Origin of the sequence: Kitasatospora saccharophila (assembly GCF_039529925.1) — a bacterium.
Lineage (GTDB): Bacteria > Actinomycetota > Actinomycetes > Streptomycetales > Streptomycetaceae > Kitasatospora > Kitasatospora saccharophila.
In genome coordinates, this window is the sequence record NZ_BAAANS010000001.1 from 81,800 (window position 1) to 96,173 (window position 14,374).

The 14,374-nt window shown below is 73.7% G+C and carries 15 protein-coding genes and 1 pseudogene; 8 read left to right on the forward strand and 8 right to left on the reverse strand.

Annotated elements, in window-relative coordinates; genetic code table 11:
* The first annotated feature begins 24 nt into the window (after positions 1-24).
* Both ABD345_RS00430 and ABD345_RS00435 read left to right on the forward strand, forming a co-directional pair.
* Entirely contained in the window at positions 25-1,029 is a 1,005-nt protein-coding gene (locus ABD345_RS00430) for an ATP-binding cassette domain-containing protein (RefSeq protein WP_344549606.1), read from the forward strand.
* Positions 1,026-1,805 carry an ABC transporter permease gene (locus tag ABD345_RS00435; RefSeq protein ID WP_344549607.1) on the forward strand — a complete coding sequence of 260 codons (780 nt, stop codon included), beginning with the start codon at positions 1,026-1,028 and terminating at the stop codon, positions 1,803-1,805. The genes ABD345_RS00430 and ABD345_RS00435 overlap by 4 nt, the downstream gene beginning before the upstream one ends.
* Before the next feature lie 535 nt (positions 1,806-2,340).
* Here the strand turns inward: ABD345_RS00435 and ABD345_RS00440 are convergent.
* Both ABD345_RS00440 and ABD345_RS00445 read right to left on the reverse strand, forming a co-directional pair.
* On the reverse strand, positions 2,341-3,180 hold the full coding sequence (locus ABD345_RS00440) for a hypothetical protein (RefSeq protein WP_344549608.1): 840 nt from the start codon (positions 3,178-3,180) through the stop codon (positions 2,341-2,343).
* On the reverse strand, positions 3,177-3,737 hold the full coding sequence (locus ABD345_RS00445; protein ID WP_344549609.1) for a SigE family RNA polymerase sigma factor: 561 nt from the start codon (positions 3,735-3,737) through the stop codon (positions 3,177-3,179). Before ABD345_RS00445 ends, ABD345_RS00440 begins: the two co-directional genes overlap by 4 nt.
* Positions 3,738-3,937: 200 nt before the next feature.
* On the opposite strand from ABD345_RS00445, the pseudogene ABD345_RS00450 reads away from it, so the two are divergent.
* From ABD345_RS00450 to ABD345_RS00460, 3 genes and pseudogenes are all read left to right on the forward strand, one after another.
* Positions 3,938-4,765, forward strand: a pseudogene (locus ABD345_RS00450) (helix-turn-helix domain-containing protein); the annotation flags it as partial.
* Between the two features lie 34 nt (positions 4,766-4,799).
* Positions 4,800-5,021 (forward strand): DUF397 domain-containing protein, encoded by a 222-nt coding sequence (locus tag ABD345_RS00455; RefSeq protein WP_344549610.1) that lies wholly within the window; start codon positions 4,800-4,802, stop codon positions 5,019-5,021.
* Positions 5,018-5,443 carry a serine hydrolase gene (locus tag ABD345_RS00460; protein ID WP_344549821.1) on the forward strand — a complete coding sequence of 142 codons (426 nt, stop codon included), beginning with the start codon at positions 5,018-5,020 and terminating at the stop codon, positions 5,441-5,443. Before ABD345_RS00455 ends, ABD345_RS00460 begins: the two co-directional genes overlap by 4 nt.
* Before the next feature lie 53 nt (positions 5,444-5,496).
* Here ABD345_RS00460 and gap read toward each other — a convergent pair whose 3' ends face one another.
* Entirely contained in the window at positions 5,497-6,495 is a 999-nt protein-coding gene (gene gap, locus ABD345_RS00465; protein ID WP_344549611.1) for a type I glyceraldehyde-3-phosphate dehydrogenase, read from the reverse strand.
* 114 nt (positions 6,496-6,609) lie between these two features.
* Positions 6,610-7,566, reverse strand: a complete 957-nt coding sequence (locus ABD345_RS00470; protein ID WP_344549612.1) for a GlxA family transcriptional regulator — start codon at positions 7,564-7,566, stop codon at positions 6,610-6,612.
* A gap of 78 nt (positions 7,567-7,644) precedes the next feature.
* On the opposite strand from ABD345_RS00470, the gene ABD345_RS00475 reads away from it, so the two are divergent.
* On the forward strand, positions 7,645-8,301 hold the full coding sequence (locus tag ABD345_RS00475; RefSeq protein WP_344549613.1) for an SMI1/KNR4 family protein: 657 nt from the start codon (positions 7,645-7,647) through the stop codon (positions 8,299-8,301).
* Positions 8,302-8,374: 73 nt separating this feature from the next.
* Here the strand turns inward: ABD345_RS00475 and ABD345_RS00480 are convergent, their stop codons facing one another.
* The 3 genes from ABD345_RS00480 to ABD345_RS00490 all read right to left on the reverse strand — a co-directional run bounded on the left by ABD345_RS00480 (position 8,375) and on the right by ABD345_RS00490 (position 10,709).
* Entirely contained in the window at positions 8,375-9,046 is a 672-nt protein-coding gene (locus ABD345_RS00480; RefSeq protein ID WP_344549614.1) for an NAD(P)-dependent oxidoreductase, read from the reverse strand.
* 19 nt (positions 9,047-9,065) lie between these two features.
* The gene (locus ABD345_RS00485) at positions 9,066-10,010 is read right to left on the reverse strand and encodes a sigma-70 family RNA polymerase sigma factor (RefSeq protein WP_344549615.1); all 945 of its coding nucleotides are present in this window, start codon (positions 10,008-10,010) and stop codon (positions 9,066-9,068) included.
* 162 nt (positions 10,011-10,172) lie between these two features.
* Positions 10,173-10,709 (reverse strand): DinB family protein, encoded by a 537-nt coding sequence (locus ABD345_RS00490; protein ID WP_344549823.1) that lies wholly within the window; start codon positions 10,707-10,709, stop codon positions 10,173-10,175.
* Between the two features lie 179 nt (positions 10,710-10,888).
* On the opposite strand from ABD345_RS00490, the gene ABD345_RS00495 reads away from it, so the two are divergent.
* Together ABD345_RS00495 and ABD345_RS00500 are read left to right on the forward strand one after the other, a co-directional pair.
* A complete protein-coding gene (locus ABD345_RS00495; RefSeq protein ID WP_344549616.1) occupies positions 10,889-11,914 on the forward strand; it encodes a helix-turn-helix transcriptional regulator in 1,026 nt (341 codons plus the stop codon).
* The gene (locus ABD345_RS00500; protein ID WP_344549617.1) at positions 11,911-12,417 is read left to right on the forward strand and encodes a MerR family transcriptional regulator; all 507 of its coding nucleotides are present in this window, start codon (positions 11,911-11,913) and stop codon (positions 12,415-12,417) included. Before ABD345_RS00495 ends, ABD345_RS00500 begins: the two co-directional genes overlap by 4 nt.
* Positions 12,418-12,483: 66 nt before the next feature.
* Here ABD345_RS00500 and ABD345_RS00505 read toward each other — a convergent pair whose 3' ends face one another.
* Positions 12,484-14,373: an alkyl/aryl-sulfatase gene (locus tag ABD345_RS00505; RefSeq protein ID WP_344549618.1), complete on the reverse strand. Its 1,890-nt coding sequence runs from the start codon at positions 14,371-14,373 to the stop codon at positions 12,484-12,486.
* Between the last annotated feature and the right edge of the window lies 1 nt (position 14,374).

The window sequence follows — 14,374 nt, forward strand, 5'->3', positions numbered from 1 at the left end:
CCCACACCCACAAGGGAGCACCTCATGACCGGCCTGGCCATCGCGGCGAACGGGCTGCGCAAGTCCTACGGCGACAAGACCGTGCTGGACGGCATCGACCTCGCCGTCCCGAGCGGAACGGTCTTCGCCCTGCTCGGCCCGAACGGGGCCGGCAAGACCACCGCCGTCAAGATCCTCTCCACCCTGGTCCGCCCCGACGCCGGCCGGGTCACCGTCGGCGGCCACGACCTGGCCGCCGCACCGCAGCGGGTCCGCGCCGCGATCGGCGTCACCGGCCAGTTCTCCGCCGTCGACGGACTGATCACCGGCACCGAGAACATGCTGCTGATGGCCGACCTGCACCACCTGCCCAAGGCCGAGGGCCGCCGGGTCGCCGCCGAACTCCTCGCCCGCTTCGACCTCACCGACGCCGCCGACAAGCCCGCCTCCACCTACTCCGGCGGCATGAAGCGCCGGCTCGACATCGCCATGACCCTGGTCGGCGGCCCCCGGATCATCTTCCTCGACGAGCCCACCACCGGCCTCGACCCGCGCAGCCGCCACGGCATGTGGCAGATCGTCCGGGAACTCGTCGCCGACGGCACCACCGTCTTCCTCACCACCCAGTACCTGGAGGAAGCCGACCAGCTCGCCGACCGGATCGCCGTCCTGCACGACGGCGTGATCGCCGCCGAGGGCACCGCCGAGGAACTCAAGCGCCTCGTCCCCGGCGGCCACGTCCGGCTCCGCTTCACCGACCCCGCCGCCTACCGCGCCGCCGCCACCGCGCTCACCGAAGCCGCCACCGACGACGACGCCCTCACCCTCGCCGTCCCCAGCGACGGCAGCCAGCGCGCCCTGCGCTCCGTCCTCGACCGCCTGGACGCCGCGGGCGCCGAAGCCGAGGAACTCACCGTCCACACCCCCGACCTCGACGACGTCTTCTTCGCCCTCACCGGCGCCCCCGCCGTCCCCGCCCAGAGCACCGCCACCACCGCGCGGACCGCCACCGCCGGTACCGCCACCGCCGCTGAGGAGAACGCCCGATGAGCAGCCAACTCGCCCTCGCCGTCCGCGACTCGTCCACCATGCTGCGGCGCAACCTGCTGCACGCCCGCCGCTACCCCTCGCTCACCCTGAACCTGCTGCTCACCCCGGTGATGCTGCTCCTGCTCTTCGTCTACGTCTTCGGCGGCGCGATGAGCGGCGGCCTCGGCCGCTCCGCCTACGTCACCTACCTGGTGCCCGGCATCCTGATGATGACCATCGGCTCCACCGTGATCGGCACCGCCGTCTCGATGGCGACCGACATGAACGAGGGCATCGTCGCCCGGTTCCGCACCATGGCGATCCACCGCGGCTCGGTGCTGTTCGGCCGGGTGGCCGGCAGCGTGCTGCAGTCGGTGGCCAGCGTGGTGCTGGTCGGCGCGGTCGGGGTGGCGATCGGGTTCCGCTCGCACGACGCCACCGCCCTGGAGTGGCTGGCCGCGTTCGGACTGCTCGCCCTGGTCGCCCTGGCGCTCACCTGGATCGCCGTCGGCATGGGCCTGGGCAGCCCGAACGCGGAGGCGGCCAGCAACGCCGCGATGCCGCTGATCCTGCTGCCGATGATCTCCAGCGCCTTCGTCCCGCTGCACTCGATGCCCGGCTGGTTCCAGCCGATCGCCCAGTACCAGCCCTTCACCCCCGCCATCGAGACCCTGCGCGGCCTGCTGCTCGGCACCCACATCGGCAACAACTGGTGGATCGCCCTGCTCTGGTGCCTCGGCCTCACCGTCCTCGGCCACCGCTGGTCCCGCGCCCAGTACGACCGCGACCCGAAGTAGTCCGATCGGCGCCCCGGACCCTTTCGACGGCACGTCAAACCGCCTCGCCGCCACCGGATGCCGGTGCGCGGGACGAGGTGCGGGGATGACGGGCCGTCGAAAGGGCCGTTCCGCGTGCGCGCCCTCGAACCTCCGAGCCGCCGGACCCTCGCGCCCGGCACGTGCCGCGCCGACCCGACCGGAGCGGGAACGGTGGGCTGCGGGTGCCGTGCAGGCGGGCACGGTGAAGGCGGGCGCGGTGGAGGTGGGTGGCGCTGCGGCGCCGGGAGTCGGCCGCCCGGGCGCCCGGGCGCGGACCGCCGCCGCCGTTCCCACCGGGACCTTCGCGGGGAGCCGTCCGGCTGCCCGGCCCCGCGGGAGCGCGGGACGTCCTGGAACGGTCGGTGCGTACGCCGCCGACTCGTACTACGGGTGAACTGCTACTGCTGGCACGGGTGTTGGACGAGGAGACCCCGCCGCCACCGGTACCCGGCTCCGGCCGTCGGGCCGCCCCACCGCCGGTGGGGGTCGGGGCACCGACCGGTCCGGTTCAGGTTCAGTGGGCGGCTCCCTGGGTCCAGACCGGGTCGAGGGCGAGCGCGGTGAGCAGCTGGCCGTCCAGCGCGGGCGGTCCGGCGTACAGCTGCTGGCCCTGACCGGGCAGCGGGACGGTGCCCGACTCGGCCGTGATCGTGACGCCGTCGGTGCGGTAGAGCAGCGCCTGCCAGACCTGCGGGACCTCCGGCCCGTACGAGGGGAGGGTGACCACCAGGGTGCTGCCGTCCGGCTGCTTGGTGACGCTGCAGTACGGGATGGTGCACTTGGTCGGCGGCTTGACGACCGACCCGTGGCCGATGGTGATCTGCACGGTGCTGGTCTTCGACCCGTTGGCGATGGTGTACGCGGCGCCGATCGGGCCGCCGCTCCGGTCCTGCTCGGTGAGCAGCTTCCGCACGTCCTCGGGGAGGTTCGGGTTGGCCAGGCGCGGGTCGTCGCCCCGGGGGTCGACCAGGAACGGCTCGCCGACCGCCTGGTAGCCCTTCGGGAAGCGGCTCTTGAGCAGCGCGGCGACCTCCGCCCCGGTGGTCGGCCCCTGCCGGACCGCGCCGTCGGACGTCGCGGAGGCGGACGCGGAGGCGGAGGCGGACGCGGACGCGGTGCCCTGCGCGGCCGGCCCCGTGCCGGTCTCCGCCGGCCCGCCCGAGAGGGCGATCCCGCCGAACACCGCGACCGCGGCAACGGCAGCGACACTGCTCGTGACGGCGGCGGTGCGCAGCCCGCGACGGCGGCGGCCGCGGTGCATCAGCTCGGCGACCGGGGCGGGCCCGGCGGGACCCTGGCTGTCGACCAGGTCCCGCAGGACGCGGGACATCTCCTGGTGCTCGGTGTCGTTCATCGGGTGACACTCTCCTGGTTCTTCGTAGGGTCGTTCGACTGGTCCTGCGCGTACTCCCCCGCCCGTTCCTCGGCCCGGCTCCGGGCCAAGGCGGTGCGCAGCCGGGCCATCGCCCGGGAGTGGTGGCTCTTGACGGTGCCGACCGAGCACCCGAGGATCGCGGCGGTGTCCTTCTCCGTCAGGTCCTCGAAGTGCCGCAGCACGATCACCGCCCTTTGCTTGAGCGGGAGTTCGCGCAGCGCGCGGTACAGCTCGTCCGCGGCTTCGATCCCCGCCGCACCGCCGGAAGGCCCGTCCGGCGGTTCGGCGATGAGCAGTTCCCGGCGACGACGCCGCCACCAGCTGATGTGGTTGTTGACCAGCATCCGCCGCAGGTACGCGTGCGGGTCGTCGGTCCGCGCCCGCCGCCAGCGCACGTACAGCTTGACCAGGCAGTCCTGGAGCAGTTCCTCGCCCCGGTACCGGTCGCCCGCGATCAGCGTCGCGGTGCGCAGGTGCCTGGGCCAGGCGGCCGCAACGAACTCGGCGTAGGCGTCGTCCTCGGTTTCTCGGCTCACACCGACCAGACGTCCGGGTCCGGCGAAAGGTTGTCAGCGATTCCCCCGCCCGAACCGACCCGCGGGGCCACGGTGGGTGCCCATTAGCTTCGGGGTGCTCGGCGACCGGAAATGACCCTTCCGTACCGGTGTTGAGCTTCACCGTCCAAGAGCCGTGCTGTGCACCTACTCTGAGTGAGCATCAGATTCCGTTGCCGGTCATGCCACCGGAAGGAGCCACAGTGAGCCGTCGGGAAGCCACCCGGACGCGAGCCTTCTGTTCGCCGGAGTTCTTCGCCGGAGAGTTGACCCTGGCCCGCGAACGGGCCGGGCTGTCGCAGGGCGACCTCGCCCAACTGACCCACTGTGACAGGTCGTTGATCAGCCGAATCGAGTCGGGCGAGCGCGTGCCGCAGGAGGACTTCGTCCGGGCCTGCGAGCAGTTGCTGAACACGGACGGCCAACTGCTGCGCTTCTGGCGGCAGGTTCCCTGGCACCAGGAGTCCGACCATCCGGACTGGTTCCAGCGCTTCTTCAAGATGGAAGCCGAGGCGACCATGCTCCGCGAGTACCACGTCTCGCTGGTGGGCGGCCTGTTGCAGACCCCTGCCTACGCCCGCGCGCTCTTCACCCACAACATGGTGGTGCCCGACCCGGCCCAGATCGAGGAGCGGGTGCAGGCCCGGCTCAGCCGCCAGCGCCGGTACCTCGAAGACCCCAACGGGCCGATGCTGATCGTCGTCCTCAACGAGGCGGTGATCCACCGGACGATCGGCGGACCCGCCGTCATGGCGGAACAACTGCGCCACCTGCTGGACGTCGCGCAGCGCCCGAACATCATCCTCCAAGTAGCGCCGTTCTCCCTGGGCGAGAAGACTCCGGCGAACACGTCGATGACCCTGATCAGCCTGCCCGGCGGACGGGAATACCTGTACTCAGAGAGCCTGAGCAAGGGGTACTTCATCAACGACGAGCAGACGGTCGCCAAGCACTCCCGACGTTATGATCGGGTCCGAGCCGACGCCCTGTCATCCTCGGAGACAGCCCGACTGATCCAGCGCGTCTTGGAAGGACTGCCGAACCATGAGCCCGAAGATCTCCCTGTCCTCCGCCCAGTGGATCAAGTCGTCCCACAGCGACGGCGACGGCGGCCAGTGCGTCGAAGCAGCGTTCAACTTCACCTCCGCCGGGGTCGTCCCGATCCGGGACAGTAAGGACCCGGCGGGCCCCGCGCTGACCGTCCCCGCCGATGCCTGGCAGGCGTTCGTCACCGGCGTCAAGGCCGGAATCTTCCCCACCCGCTGACCGTCCGCACCGACGCCCGGCAGAGCCCGTGGCCGTGGGCCGAGGGCAGCATGGTCTCCACCGCGCCCGACCTGGACCGCTTCCTGTCCGCCCTGCTGCGCGGCGAGCTGCTGCCGCCCGCCCAGCAGGCCGAGCTGTTCGCCGTCCCGGACGTGCCGAACTTCCACAACCAGAACTGCGACATCGGCCCGACCGTCGGCCGGGCCTGCTTCAGCACCGGCCTGATGCGCTTCACCCCGGCCCCGGGCATCGAACTGTGGGGCAAGACCGGCAGCCGCCCGGGCTACACCAGCGCGGTGTTCGCCACCCGGGACGCCTCCCGCGAGCTGGTGTACTCCTTCACCCCGACCTCCCGCCGGGGCGCGTCGTTCGCCGCCCAGTACCGGGTCGCCGCCGCCGCGTTCGACCTGCCCGCGCTCTGACGCACGCGGCGGGGCCCGGACCGGTGAACGGCCCGGGCCCCGCCAGCGCGGCGTCAGCTCGCGGCGAGCAGCTCCAGGGTGTCGATCACCCGGTTGGAGAAGCCCCACTCGTTGTCGTACCAGGCGACCACCTTGACGTGGCGGCCGTCGACCCGGGTCAGCTCCGAGTCGAAGATCGAGGAGGCCGGGTTGCCGGTGATGTCGGAGGAGACCAGCGGGTCGTCCGAGTACTCCAGCACGCCCGCCAGCTTGCCGGCCGCGGCCTCGCGGTAGGCGGCGAGCACCTCCTCGCGGGTGACGTCGCGGGCGACGACGGTGTTCAGCTCGACGATCGAGCCGACCGGCACCGGCACCCGGATCGAGTCGCCGGACAGCTTGCCGTCCAGCTGCGGCAGCACCAGGCCGATCGCCTTGGCGGCGCCGGTGGTGGTCGGCACGATGTTGACGGCGGCGGCGCGGGCCCGGCGCGGGTCGCGGTGCGGGCCGTCCTGGAGGTTCTGCTCCTGGGTGTAGGCGTGCACGGTGGTCATGAACCCGTGCTCGATGCCCGCGAGTTCGTCGAGGACGGCGGCCAGCGGGGCGAGCGCGTTGGTGGTGCAGGAGGCGTTGGAGACGATGGTGTGCGCGGCCGGGTCGTACGCGTCGGTGTTGACGCCGTAGGCCAGCGTCACGTCGGCGCCGTCCGAGGGGGCGGACACCAGCACCTTCTTGGCACCGGCGGTGAGGTGGGCGCGGGCGGCCTCGGCGGAGGTGAACCGGCCGGTGGCCTCCAGCACGATGTCGACGCCGAGCTCGGCCCAGGGCAGGTCGGCCGGGTTGCGTTCGGCCAGGACCTTGATCCGGCGGCCGTCGACCACCAGGGTGTCGCCCTCGACGGTGACCGGGCGGCCGAGCCGGCCCGAGGTGGTGTCGTAGGCGAGCAGTCGGCCGAGCGCGGTGGGCTCGGTCAGGTCGTTGACGGCGACGACCTCCAGCTTGCTGTCGCGCTCCAGCAGGGCGCGCAGCACGTTGCGGCCGATGCGGCCGAATCCGTTGACGGCGATGCGGGTCATGGGTGGTGCCCTTCTCTGCGGCTCTCCTACGGGGTGGTGCTTCCACTCTCGCTCGCCGGGAGGGCCGTCGGCAGTGGCGTCAGTGCCACGGTTCGCAAGGATCGTGCCAGCCGGTCACCGCCCCCTGGTGAACGTCCTGCGGTACTCGCTGGGCGTGGTCCCGAGGATCTGCTGGAAGTGGGCGCGCAGGTTCGTGCCGGTGCCCAGGCCGGTCTCGGCGGCGATCCGCTCGACGCTGTACTCGGAGCGTTCCAGCAGCTCACGGGCCAGGTCGACGCGGGCCCGGAGCACCCACTGCATCGGCGTGTAGCCGGTGTCCTCGACGAAGCGGCGGGAGAAGGTGCGCGGCGAGACGGCCGCGTGCCGGGCCAGGGCGCGCACCGTCAGCGGCCCGTCCAGCCGGTGCAGCGCCCACTCCCGGGTGGCGGCGAACCGCTCGCCGACCGGCTGGGGCAGGCTGCGCGGCACGTACTGCGCCTGGCCGCCGCTGCGGTACGGCGCGGCGACCAGCCGGCGCGCGGTGTGGTTGGACGCGGCCACCCCGAGGTCGCCGCGCAGCACGTGCAGGCACAGGTCGATGCCGGACGCGGCGCCCGCCGAGGTGAGCACGCTGCCCTCGTCGACGAACAGCACGTTCTCGTCCACCCGCACCTTCGGGTACTTGGCGGCCAGCGCCCGGGTGTAGTGCCAGTGCGTGGTGGCCCGGCGCCCGTCCAGCAGCCCGGTCGCGGCCAGCGCGAACGCCCCGGTGGAGATCGCCGCCAGCCGGGCCCCGCGGGCGTGCGCGGCGCGCAGCGCCTCGACCACGGCGGGCGGCGGGTCGTCCCGGTCCGGGTGCCGGTAGCCGGGCACGAACACCGACTCCGCCCACTCCAGCGCCTCCAGCCCGTGCGCCACGTGGTACGACAGGCCGTCCCCGCCCGCGACCAGCCCGGGCGCGGCCCCGCACACCCGCACCTCGTACGGCATGCTGCCCCGGGTGGAGAACACCTGCGCGGGGATGCCGACGTCGAGCGGTTTGGCGCCGTCCAGGACCAGCACGGCCACCCGGCGCAGGCGAGGGGCTGACATCCCTTCAGCGTAGGCGCCGTCCGTGCCGTGCCGTAGCCTCACCGGCAGTCTCACCGGCAGCGCAGGAAGGGAACAGGCATGGCCAACGCCGCACACCCCGAGCAGTCGTCCGAGCAGCCGCCCGAGCGGCCGTCCCGGCTCGACCCGGAGCAGCGCCGGTTCGCCCCGGAGACCGGCACCGGCCTGGCCGCCCTGCGCGTCCTGGTCGAACCGCCGGCCCGGCCCTACCTCGGCAGCGGCCGCACCTGGGCCGACCTCGCCGCCGACCTCGGCACCGAACTGCCCACCGAGTACCGGGCGTTGATGGAGCTGTACGGCTCCGGCCAGTGGGGCGGGCACCTGCGCTTCCACACCCCGCTGCGCAAGGGCGGGCAGGACTTCGTCGAGCACCAGCGGGGCACCTGCGAGGACTACCCGATCCTCCGCGAGGACTTCCCCGAGCAGTACCCGCTCGCGGTCTGGCCGGAGCCCGGCGGCTTCCTGCCCTTCGCCACCTCCACCTACGGCGACGAACTGGGCTGGCTCGCCGAGGGCCCCGACCCGGACCGCTGGCCGCTGATCGTCTACCCCCGGAACGTCGACCAGGGCCCGCCGCTGGAGGGCGGCCTGGTCGACGTCCTGCTGGCCTGGCTGCGCGGCGCCCTCGAAGCCCCCGGCCTGCCGCGGTTCGGCCCGGACGACGACCCGGCCGAGTACGCGGTCTTCGAGCCGTTCGACGACAACGCCTACTGGTGACGCACCCCCGGCGGGCCCGCCGTCGGTCCGCCGGCCCACCGCCGGCCCGCCGGTCAGTCCGCGGGCCCGCCGCTCAGTACGCGATGCCGAGGATCCGCCCGGCGGTGTCCGGGTCGCCGACCGAACGCAGCATGCAGTGCGCGACGTCCGCCCGCGACACCTTCGAGCCGCCGCGCAGGTTCTGCCCGTACGCCACCCGGTAGTCGCAGGTCAGCGGCCCGTCGGTGAGCCGGGGCGGGCGCACCACCGTCCAGTCCAGCCCGCTGCCCAGCACCGCGTCCTCCATCCGGGCCAGGTCCGCGTAGTGCGCCCGCAGCACCCGCTTCACCGCCGGTGTCAGCACGTACCGCATCACCGGCCCCTCCCCCGGGTCGTGCCGCGGCGGGTGCGGCCGCTCCGGTGAGGCCACCGTCCCGATCGGCGCGGCGCTGACCACCACCAGCCGCCGCGCCCCGGCCTCCCGCATCGCCCCCACCACGGCCCGGGTGCCGGCCTCGGCCACCCCGAGCCCGGCCTTCCCCACCGCCCCGAGCCCGGACAGCACCGCGTCCGCCCCCGCCACCGCCTCCCGCAGCTCCGCCGCCCCGGCCCGCGCCAGGTCCGCCCGCACCACCCGGACCCCGGCCACGTCCCCCAGCTTGCCCGGATCGCGCACCACCGCCGTCACCTCGTGCCCGGCCCCCACCGCCTGTTCCAGCACCTGCCGCCCGATCCCTCCGGTGGCGGCCACCACGGTCAGCTTCATCGCTCTCGCCTCGTCTCTCTCAGTTCTCTTCTGCGGCAATGGAGTTCACGCCCTGCAGCTTGTCGGGGTTGGTCACGAAGTAGATGTCCGTGACCTGCTCGCCGTCCGCCGCGAGGTCCAGCACCAGCACCGCGAACGGGGCCTCGCCGAGGAACAGCACCGCCGACGGATCGCCGTTGGCGGTGGCCCAGCGCACCCGCACGCCCCGCGCCCGCCCGGCGCTGCCGACCAGCAGCCGGGCGACCTGCCCCCGGCCGTGCACCGGTCGGGCCCCGGCGGCGGTCGCCTTGCCGCCGCCGTCCGCCCAGAGCGTGACGTCGGGGGCGAGCAGCCGGAGCAGCGCGTCGAGGTCGCCGCCGCCGACGGCGGCGGCGAAGCGTTCGGTGGCCTGCCGCCGGACGGCCGGATCGGCGCGGTAGCGGGGCCGTCGGGCCTGGACGTGTTCGCGGGCCCGGTGGGCGAGTTGGCGGACGGCGGCGGGGCTGCGGCCGAGGATCGCGGCGGTCTCGGGGTGGCTGTACCCGAAGACCTCGTGCAGCACGAAGACGGCGCGTTCCAGCGGGGTGAGCGTCTCCAGCACCACCAGCAGCGCGATCGACACCGCCTCGGCCCGTTCGCCCGCGTCCTCCGGCGTCTCGGCGCCCGCCGTCCCGGCCGGGGCCCCCGCCGGGGCGAGGAGCGGTTCGGGCAGCCAGGGCCCGAAGTAGCTCTCTCGCCGCCGGCTGATCTCGGCGCGCCGGGCGAGCGCGGTGTTCACGGCGGTGCGCACCAGGTAGGCGCGCGGGTGGAGGACCGGCCCGGCGTCGGCGGACCGGTGCCGCCCGGACCAGGCGAGCCAGGTCTCCTGCAGGACGTCCTCGGTGTCGGCGACCGTGCCGAGCAGGTTGTAGACCATCGAGAACAGCAGTTCCCGGTGCCCGGTGAACACCTCGGTGGCCTCGTCCGTGCCGTCCGCCTCGTCCATGCCGTCCGCCTCCTCCGCCGCCCGCTTTCCGGGCCGTCCGCTTCCGTCCGCATCCCGAGAGTGGCGGATCCCCCGGGGTGTGACACGGATCCGGGGGAGAACGAGAAAAGGGGCCCGCACCGCCACCGGCGGCACGGACCCCTGCGCGAACGGACCGGGCGGTCAGCCCATGCTCTTCTGCCCGTCCAGGGACTCCCGGATGATGTCGGCGTGCCCGGCGTGCTGGGCGGTCTCGGCGATGATGTGCATGGCGGTGCGCCGGGCGGACCAGCTCACCCCGGCGGCGAACCAGGGCGCCGCGGGCAGCGGGTGCGAGACGCCCAGGTCGTCCAGGCCGGCCAGCAGCTCGTCGGTGCCGCGGGCCACCGCCTCGTACGCGGTGAGGACGCCGAGCAGGGTCTCGCCGGGCAGCAGCCGGAACTCGTCGGCGCGGGCCTGGATGTCGGCCTCGGTCATCGCGTTGAAGTCGGGCATCGCCGAGGTGCCGACCGCGATGAACGCCGCCCAGGTCCGCTCCACCGAGGTGACGTGCTTGATCAGGCCGCCGATGGTGAGCTCGCTGGCGGTGGTGCGCTGCCGGGCCTGCTCGTCGGTGAGGCCACGGGCGGTGAACCGCAGGAAGTGCCGACCGGCCCGGAGCTGCGCGATCAGGTCGGCGTGCTCGGGGGTCGGGCCCTCGGCGGGGGCGACGGGGTACATGCCCTCCTCGGTCTCGACGCTCCCGGCGGTCTCGACGGTCTCGACGGTCTGGGCGGTCTCGATGCTCATGGCGTGCCTCTCTGTTCCCCGGTCACGGTGCGCTGTCCTGCTCGCTTCGTGTTCCACGTTACGGACCATTGCGGCCACTTTCCGTCCGCAATTGCGGAAGGATGGGAGCCATGGCCGACACCAGCGCCCGCACCCTGCGGCTGATCACCCTGCTGCAGTCCCACCGCTTCTGGCCCGGCGAGGAGCTCTCCGCCCGGCTCGGCGTCTCCCCGCGCACCCTGCGCCGGGACGTCGACCGGCTGCGCGAGCTCGGCTACCCGGTGGAGGCCCGGCGCGGCGTGGACGGCGGCTACCAGCTGGCGGCGGGGGCCGCGCTGCCGCCGCTGGTGATCGACGACGAGGAGGCGGTCGCACTGGCCGTCGGCCTGCAGGTGGCGGCGGACCACGCGGTCGAGGGTCTCGCGGAGGCGTCGGTCCGGGTGCTGGCCAAAGTGGTGCAGGTGATGCCCGCCCGGCTGCGCCGCCGGGTGGAGGCGCTGCGCTCCGTCACCGTCCCGATGAGCTGGCGCACCGACACCGCCGCCCGGATCGACCCGGACGCCCTGACCGCGGTGGCCCTGGCCTGCCGGGACACCGAACGGCTGCGCTTCCGGTACGAGTCGGCCGACGGGACCGCCACCGAACGGCACACCGAGCCGCACGGCCTGGTCCGGCTCGAACGCCGCTGGTACCTGGTCGCCTACGACCTCACCCGGCAGGACTGGCGCACCTTCCGCCTCGACCGGCTGGCCGCCCCCGCGCCGACCGGCGCCCGCTTCCTGCCCCGCGCCCTGCCGACCGCCGACGCCGCCGAGTTCGTCCGGGCCGGCCTGCAGGGCCAGTCCCACCCGTACCGGGTCGAGGCGCTGGTCGACGTCCCGGCGCCGACGGTCCGGCAGCGGATCGGCAGCTGGGCCGAGGTCGAGGAGGTCGCCCCGGGCCGCAGCCGGGTGCGGATGAACGCGGACTCGCTGGAGTGGCCCGCGATGGCGCTCGGCTCGCTGGGGGCCGACTTCCGGGTCCTCGCCCCGCCCGAACTCACCGCCCTGCTGGCCGCCTGGGGCGAACGCTTCACCCGCTGCACCACCCCCGGCGACGACGGCGACGGCGGAGGCGATCCCGGCGGGCCCAACCAGCGGGCAGAATCGGAACGGTGACGACTCAGCAGCTGCTCACTCCCGCCGAGGCCGCCGAACGCTCGGGGTTCAGCCTGGACACCCTGCGCTACTACGAACGGATCGGCCTGCTCACCTCCATCACCCGCGCCACCAGCGGCCACCGCCGGTTCAGCCCGGACGACATCGGCTGGCTGGGCATCCTGCGCTGCCTGCGCGACACCGGCATGCCGATCGCCGACATGCGCCGCTACGCCGAACTCGCCCGCGTCGAGGGCCCGGAGAGCCTGCTCGGCCGGATCGAACTGCTGGAGCGGCACGACACCGCCGTCAACGACCGGATCGCCCTGCTGGAGCGCCAGCGCTCCCACCTCCGCGACAAGATCGACTACTACCGGAGCGTCCTCCCCGCCGACCCGACCCCCGACCCGGCCCCGGCCCCGGCCCCCGACCCGATCCCGGCCCCGGACCGCAGCACCGCTCGCAGCACCGCTCGCAGCACCGCTCGCAGCACCGCCCCCGGCACCGCCCGCCGCGCCGACTGAGCAGCCGCGCGGGGCTCCCGTCCGGAAGCCCCGCGCGATCGCCCCGCCCCCGCCCCCGCCCCGCCCCTACGGCGTGACCATCGGGAAGTTCGGGTCGAACTCGTCCAGCAACTCCCAGTACCGGTGCAGCAGTTGCCCGTCCCCGTCCAGCTCGGCCGCCTTCGCCGCCGCGGCCTGCCCGAGCAGCACCCCGGCCAGCACCGCCTTCGACCCGGAGACCGTCAGCCCCGCCGCCCCCCAGGCCCCCGGCCGGGCGTTCAGCACGCCGTGCCGCACCCGCATCGCCCAGGTCTCGTCCAGGTCGGTGAACCGGAAGTCGACGGCCAGGTCGACGGCGGCCGCCCGGTCGCCGACCACGTGCACGGCGGCGAAGTCGAACAGGATGTCCACCGGCATGGCCAGCACCGTGTCCTGGCTGGCGGTGGCGAACCGGGCGGGCTGCACGCCCTCGCGCAGCTCCTTCGCGGCGGTCAGGTAGATGCCGCGCCACTGCGGGCCCTCCGCCTGGTAGCCGAGCTGCTCGTACGCGTCCGCCTGGAGCTCGCGGGCCTCCCGGTGCTCCGGGTCGGCGAACACCAGGTCGTGCAGCAGCTGCACCGCCCACCGGTAGTCGCCCGCCTCGAACGCCTTCCGGCCCTCCGCCAACACCTTCTCCGGGCCGATCAGTTCGACGTACCGGCGGGCGGTCTCCACCGGCGGGTGCGGGTGCAGCGAGACCGGGTCGCCGTCCCACAGGCCCAGTTCCTTGTGGAACACCGCCCGCACGTCGTGGTGCAGCGTCCCGTGGTAGCCCCGGTTGTGCCAGCGCCGGCCCAGCGCCTCGGGCAGCTCGACCTGCTCGGCGGCCTCCAGCGGCGTGGCGCCCTTGTTGGCCAGCCGCAGCGCCTGGTCGTGGATGAACTTGTAGGTGTCGCGCTGCGACTCCAGCAGGTCGACCACCGCGTCGTTGCCCCACACCGGCCAGGTGTGCGGCCCGTAGTGCACCTGCGCGGCGTCGCCCCAGCGCTGCAGCGTCTCGTCCAGGTAGCGGGCGAAGTTGCGGGCGTCCCGGGTGCGGGCGCCGCGCAGGGTCTGGATGTTGTGCAGCGTGTGGTTGGCGTTCTCCGCGCAGGTGAGCGCCGCCAGTTCGGGGATCCAGATGTGCATCTCCTCCGGCGCCTCGGTGTCCGGCGCGTACAGGAACTCGAACTCCAGGCCGCCGAGTTCGCGCTTCTCCCCGGTCCGGGTGATCCCGTCGGTCGGCGACAGGTACGACACCGTCACGCCCGGCACGGTCTGGATCCCGATCCCGCAGGTGACGTGCCCGCACGGGTCCAGGTCCAGCAGGCTCCCGAACGCGTACGCGGCCCGCCGCGACATCGCGTTGCCCGCGATCACGTTCTCGCCCAGCGCGTGCTTGTCGAAGGACTTCACCGTCCCCGGCGCGACGATCGGCACCCGCCCGGACGCCACCTCCTCGGCCGTCACCACGCCCTTCACCCCGCCGTAGTGGTCGATGTGGGTGTGGGTGTAGACGACCGCCGCCACCGGCTTGTCGCTGACGTGCTCGCGGATCATCGCCATGCCCTGGGTGGCGGCCTCCACCGAGGCCATCGCGTCGATCACCACCAGGCCGGTCGGCCCCTCCACCACCGTCAGGTTGGCGATGTCGTTGTTGCGCACCTGGTAGATCCCGTCCACCACCCGGTACAGCCCGCCCCTGCGGATCACCTGCGACTGCCGCCACAGGCTCGGGTTCACCGTGTCCGGCGCCTCCTGCTGACCCTCCAGGTAGTCGAACGCCGCCGGATCGAAGATCACCTCTCCGCCCCGCCCGTACAACTTGTCCGGCAGCGGCGCGATCAGCCCCCGGTCCGCGTCCGCGAAGTCCCGCCGGTCCTCCATCGGGTAGCGCCCCACCGCCGCCCGGTTGACCGCCGCCGTCTCCCCCGTGGCCCCCTTGCCCCGGTACGCCATG

Excerpts from the sequence above, each read along its gene's own strand:
- ABD345_RS00495 (WP_344549616.1), top strand. The coding sequence starts at position 10,889 with ATGGCCGACACCAGCGCCCGCACCCTGCGGCTGATCACCCTGCTGCAG.
- ABD345_RS00440 (WP_344549608.1), bottom strand. The coding sequence starts at position 3,180 with ATGAACGACACCGAGCACCAGGAGATGTCCCGCGTCCTGCGGGACCTG.
- ABD345_RS00430 (WP_344549606.1), top strand. The coding sequence starts at position 25 with ATGACCGGCCTGGCCATCGCGGCGAACGGGCTGCGCAAGTCCTACGGC.
- ABD345_RS00470 (WP_344549612.1), bottom strand. The coding sequence starts at position 7,566 with ATGTCAGCCCCTCGCCTGCGCCGGGTGGCCGTGCTGGTCCTGGACGGC.
- ABD345_RS00455 (WP_344549610.1), top strand. The coding sequence starts at position 4,800 with ATGAGCCCGAAGATCTCCCTGTCCTCCGCCCAGTGGATCAAGTCGTCC.
- ABD345_RS00485 (WP_344549615.1), bottom strand. The coding sequence starts at position 10,010 with ATGGACGAGGCGGACGGCACGGACGAGGCCACCGAGGTGTTCACCGGG.
- ABD345_RS00480 (WP_344549614.1), bottom strand. The coding sequence starts at position 9,046 with ATGAAGCTGACCGTGGTGGCCGCCACCGGAGGGATCGGGCGGCAGGTG.
- gap (WP_344549611.1), bottom strand. The coding sequence starts at position 6,495 with ATGACCCGCATCGCCGTCAACGGATTCGGCCGCATCGGCCGCAACGTG.
- ABD345_RS00505 (WP_344549618.1), bottom strand. The coding sequence starts at position 14,373 with ATGGCGTACCGGGGCAAGGGGGCCACGGGGGAGACGGCGGCGGTCAAC.
- ABD345_RS00475 (WP_344549613.1), top strand. The coding sequence starts at position 7,645 with ATGGCCAACGCCGCACACCCCGAGCAGTCGTCCGAGCAGCCGCCCGAG.
- ABD345_RS00435 (WP_344549607.1), top strand. The coding sequence starts at position 1,026 with ATGAGCAGCCAACTCGCCCTCGCCGTCCGCGACTCGTCCACCATGCTG.
- ABD345_RS00490 (WP_344549823.1), bottom strand. The coding sequence starts at position 10,709 with ATGTACCCCGTCGCCCCCGCCGAGGGCCCGACCCCCGAGCACGCCGAC.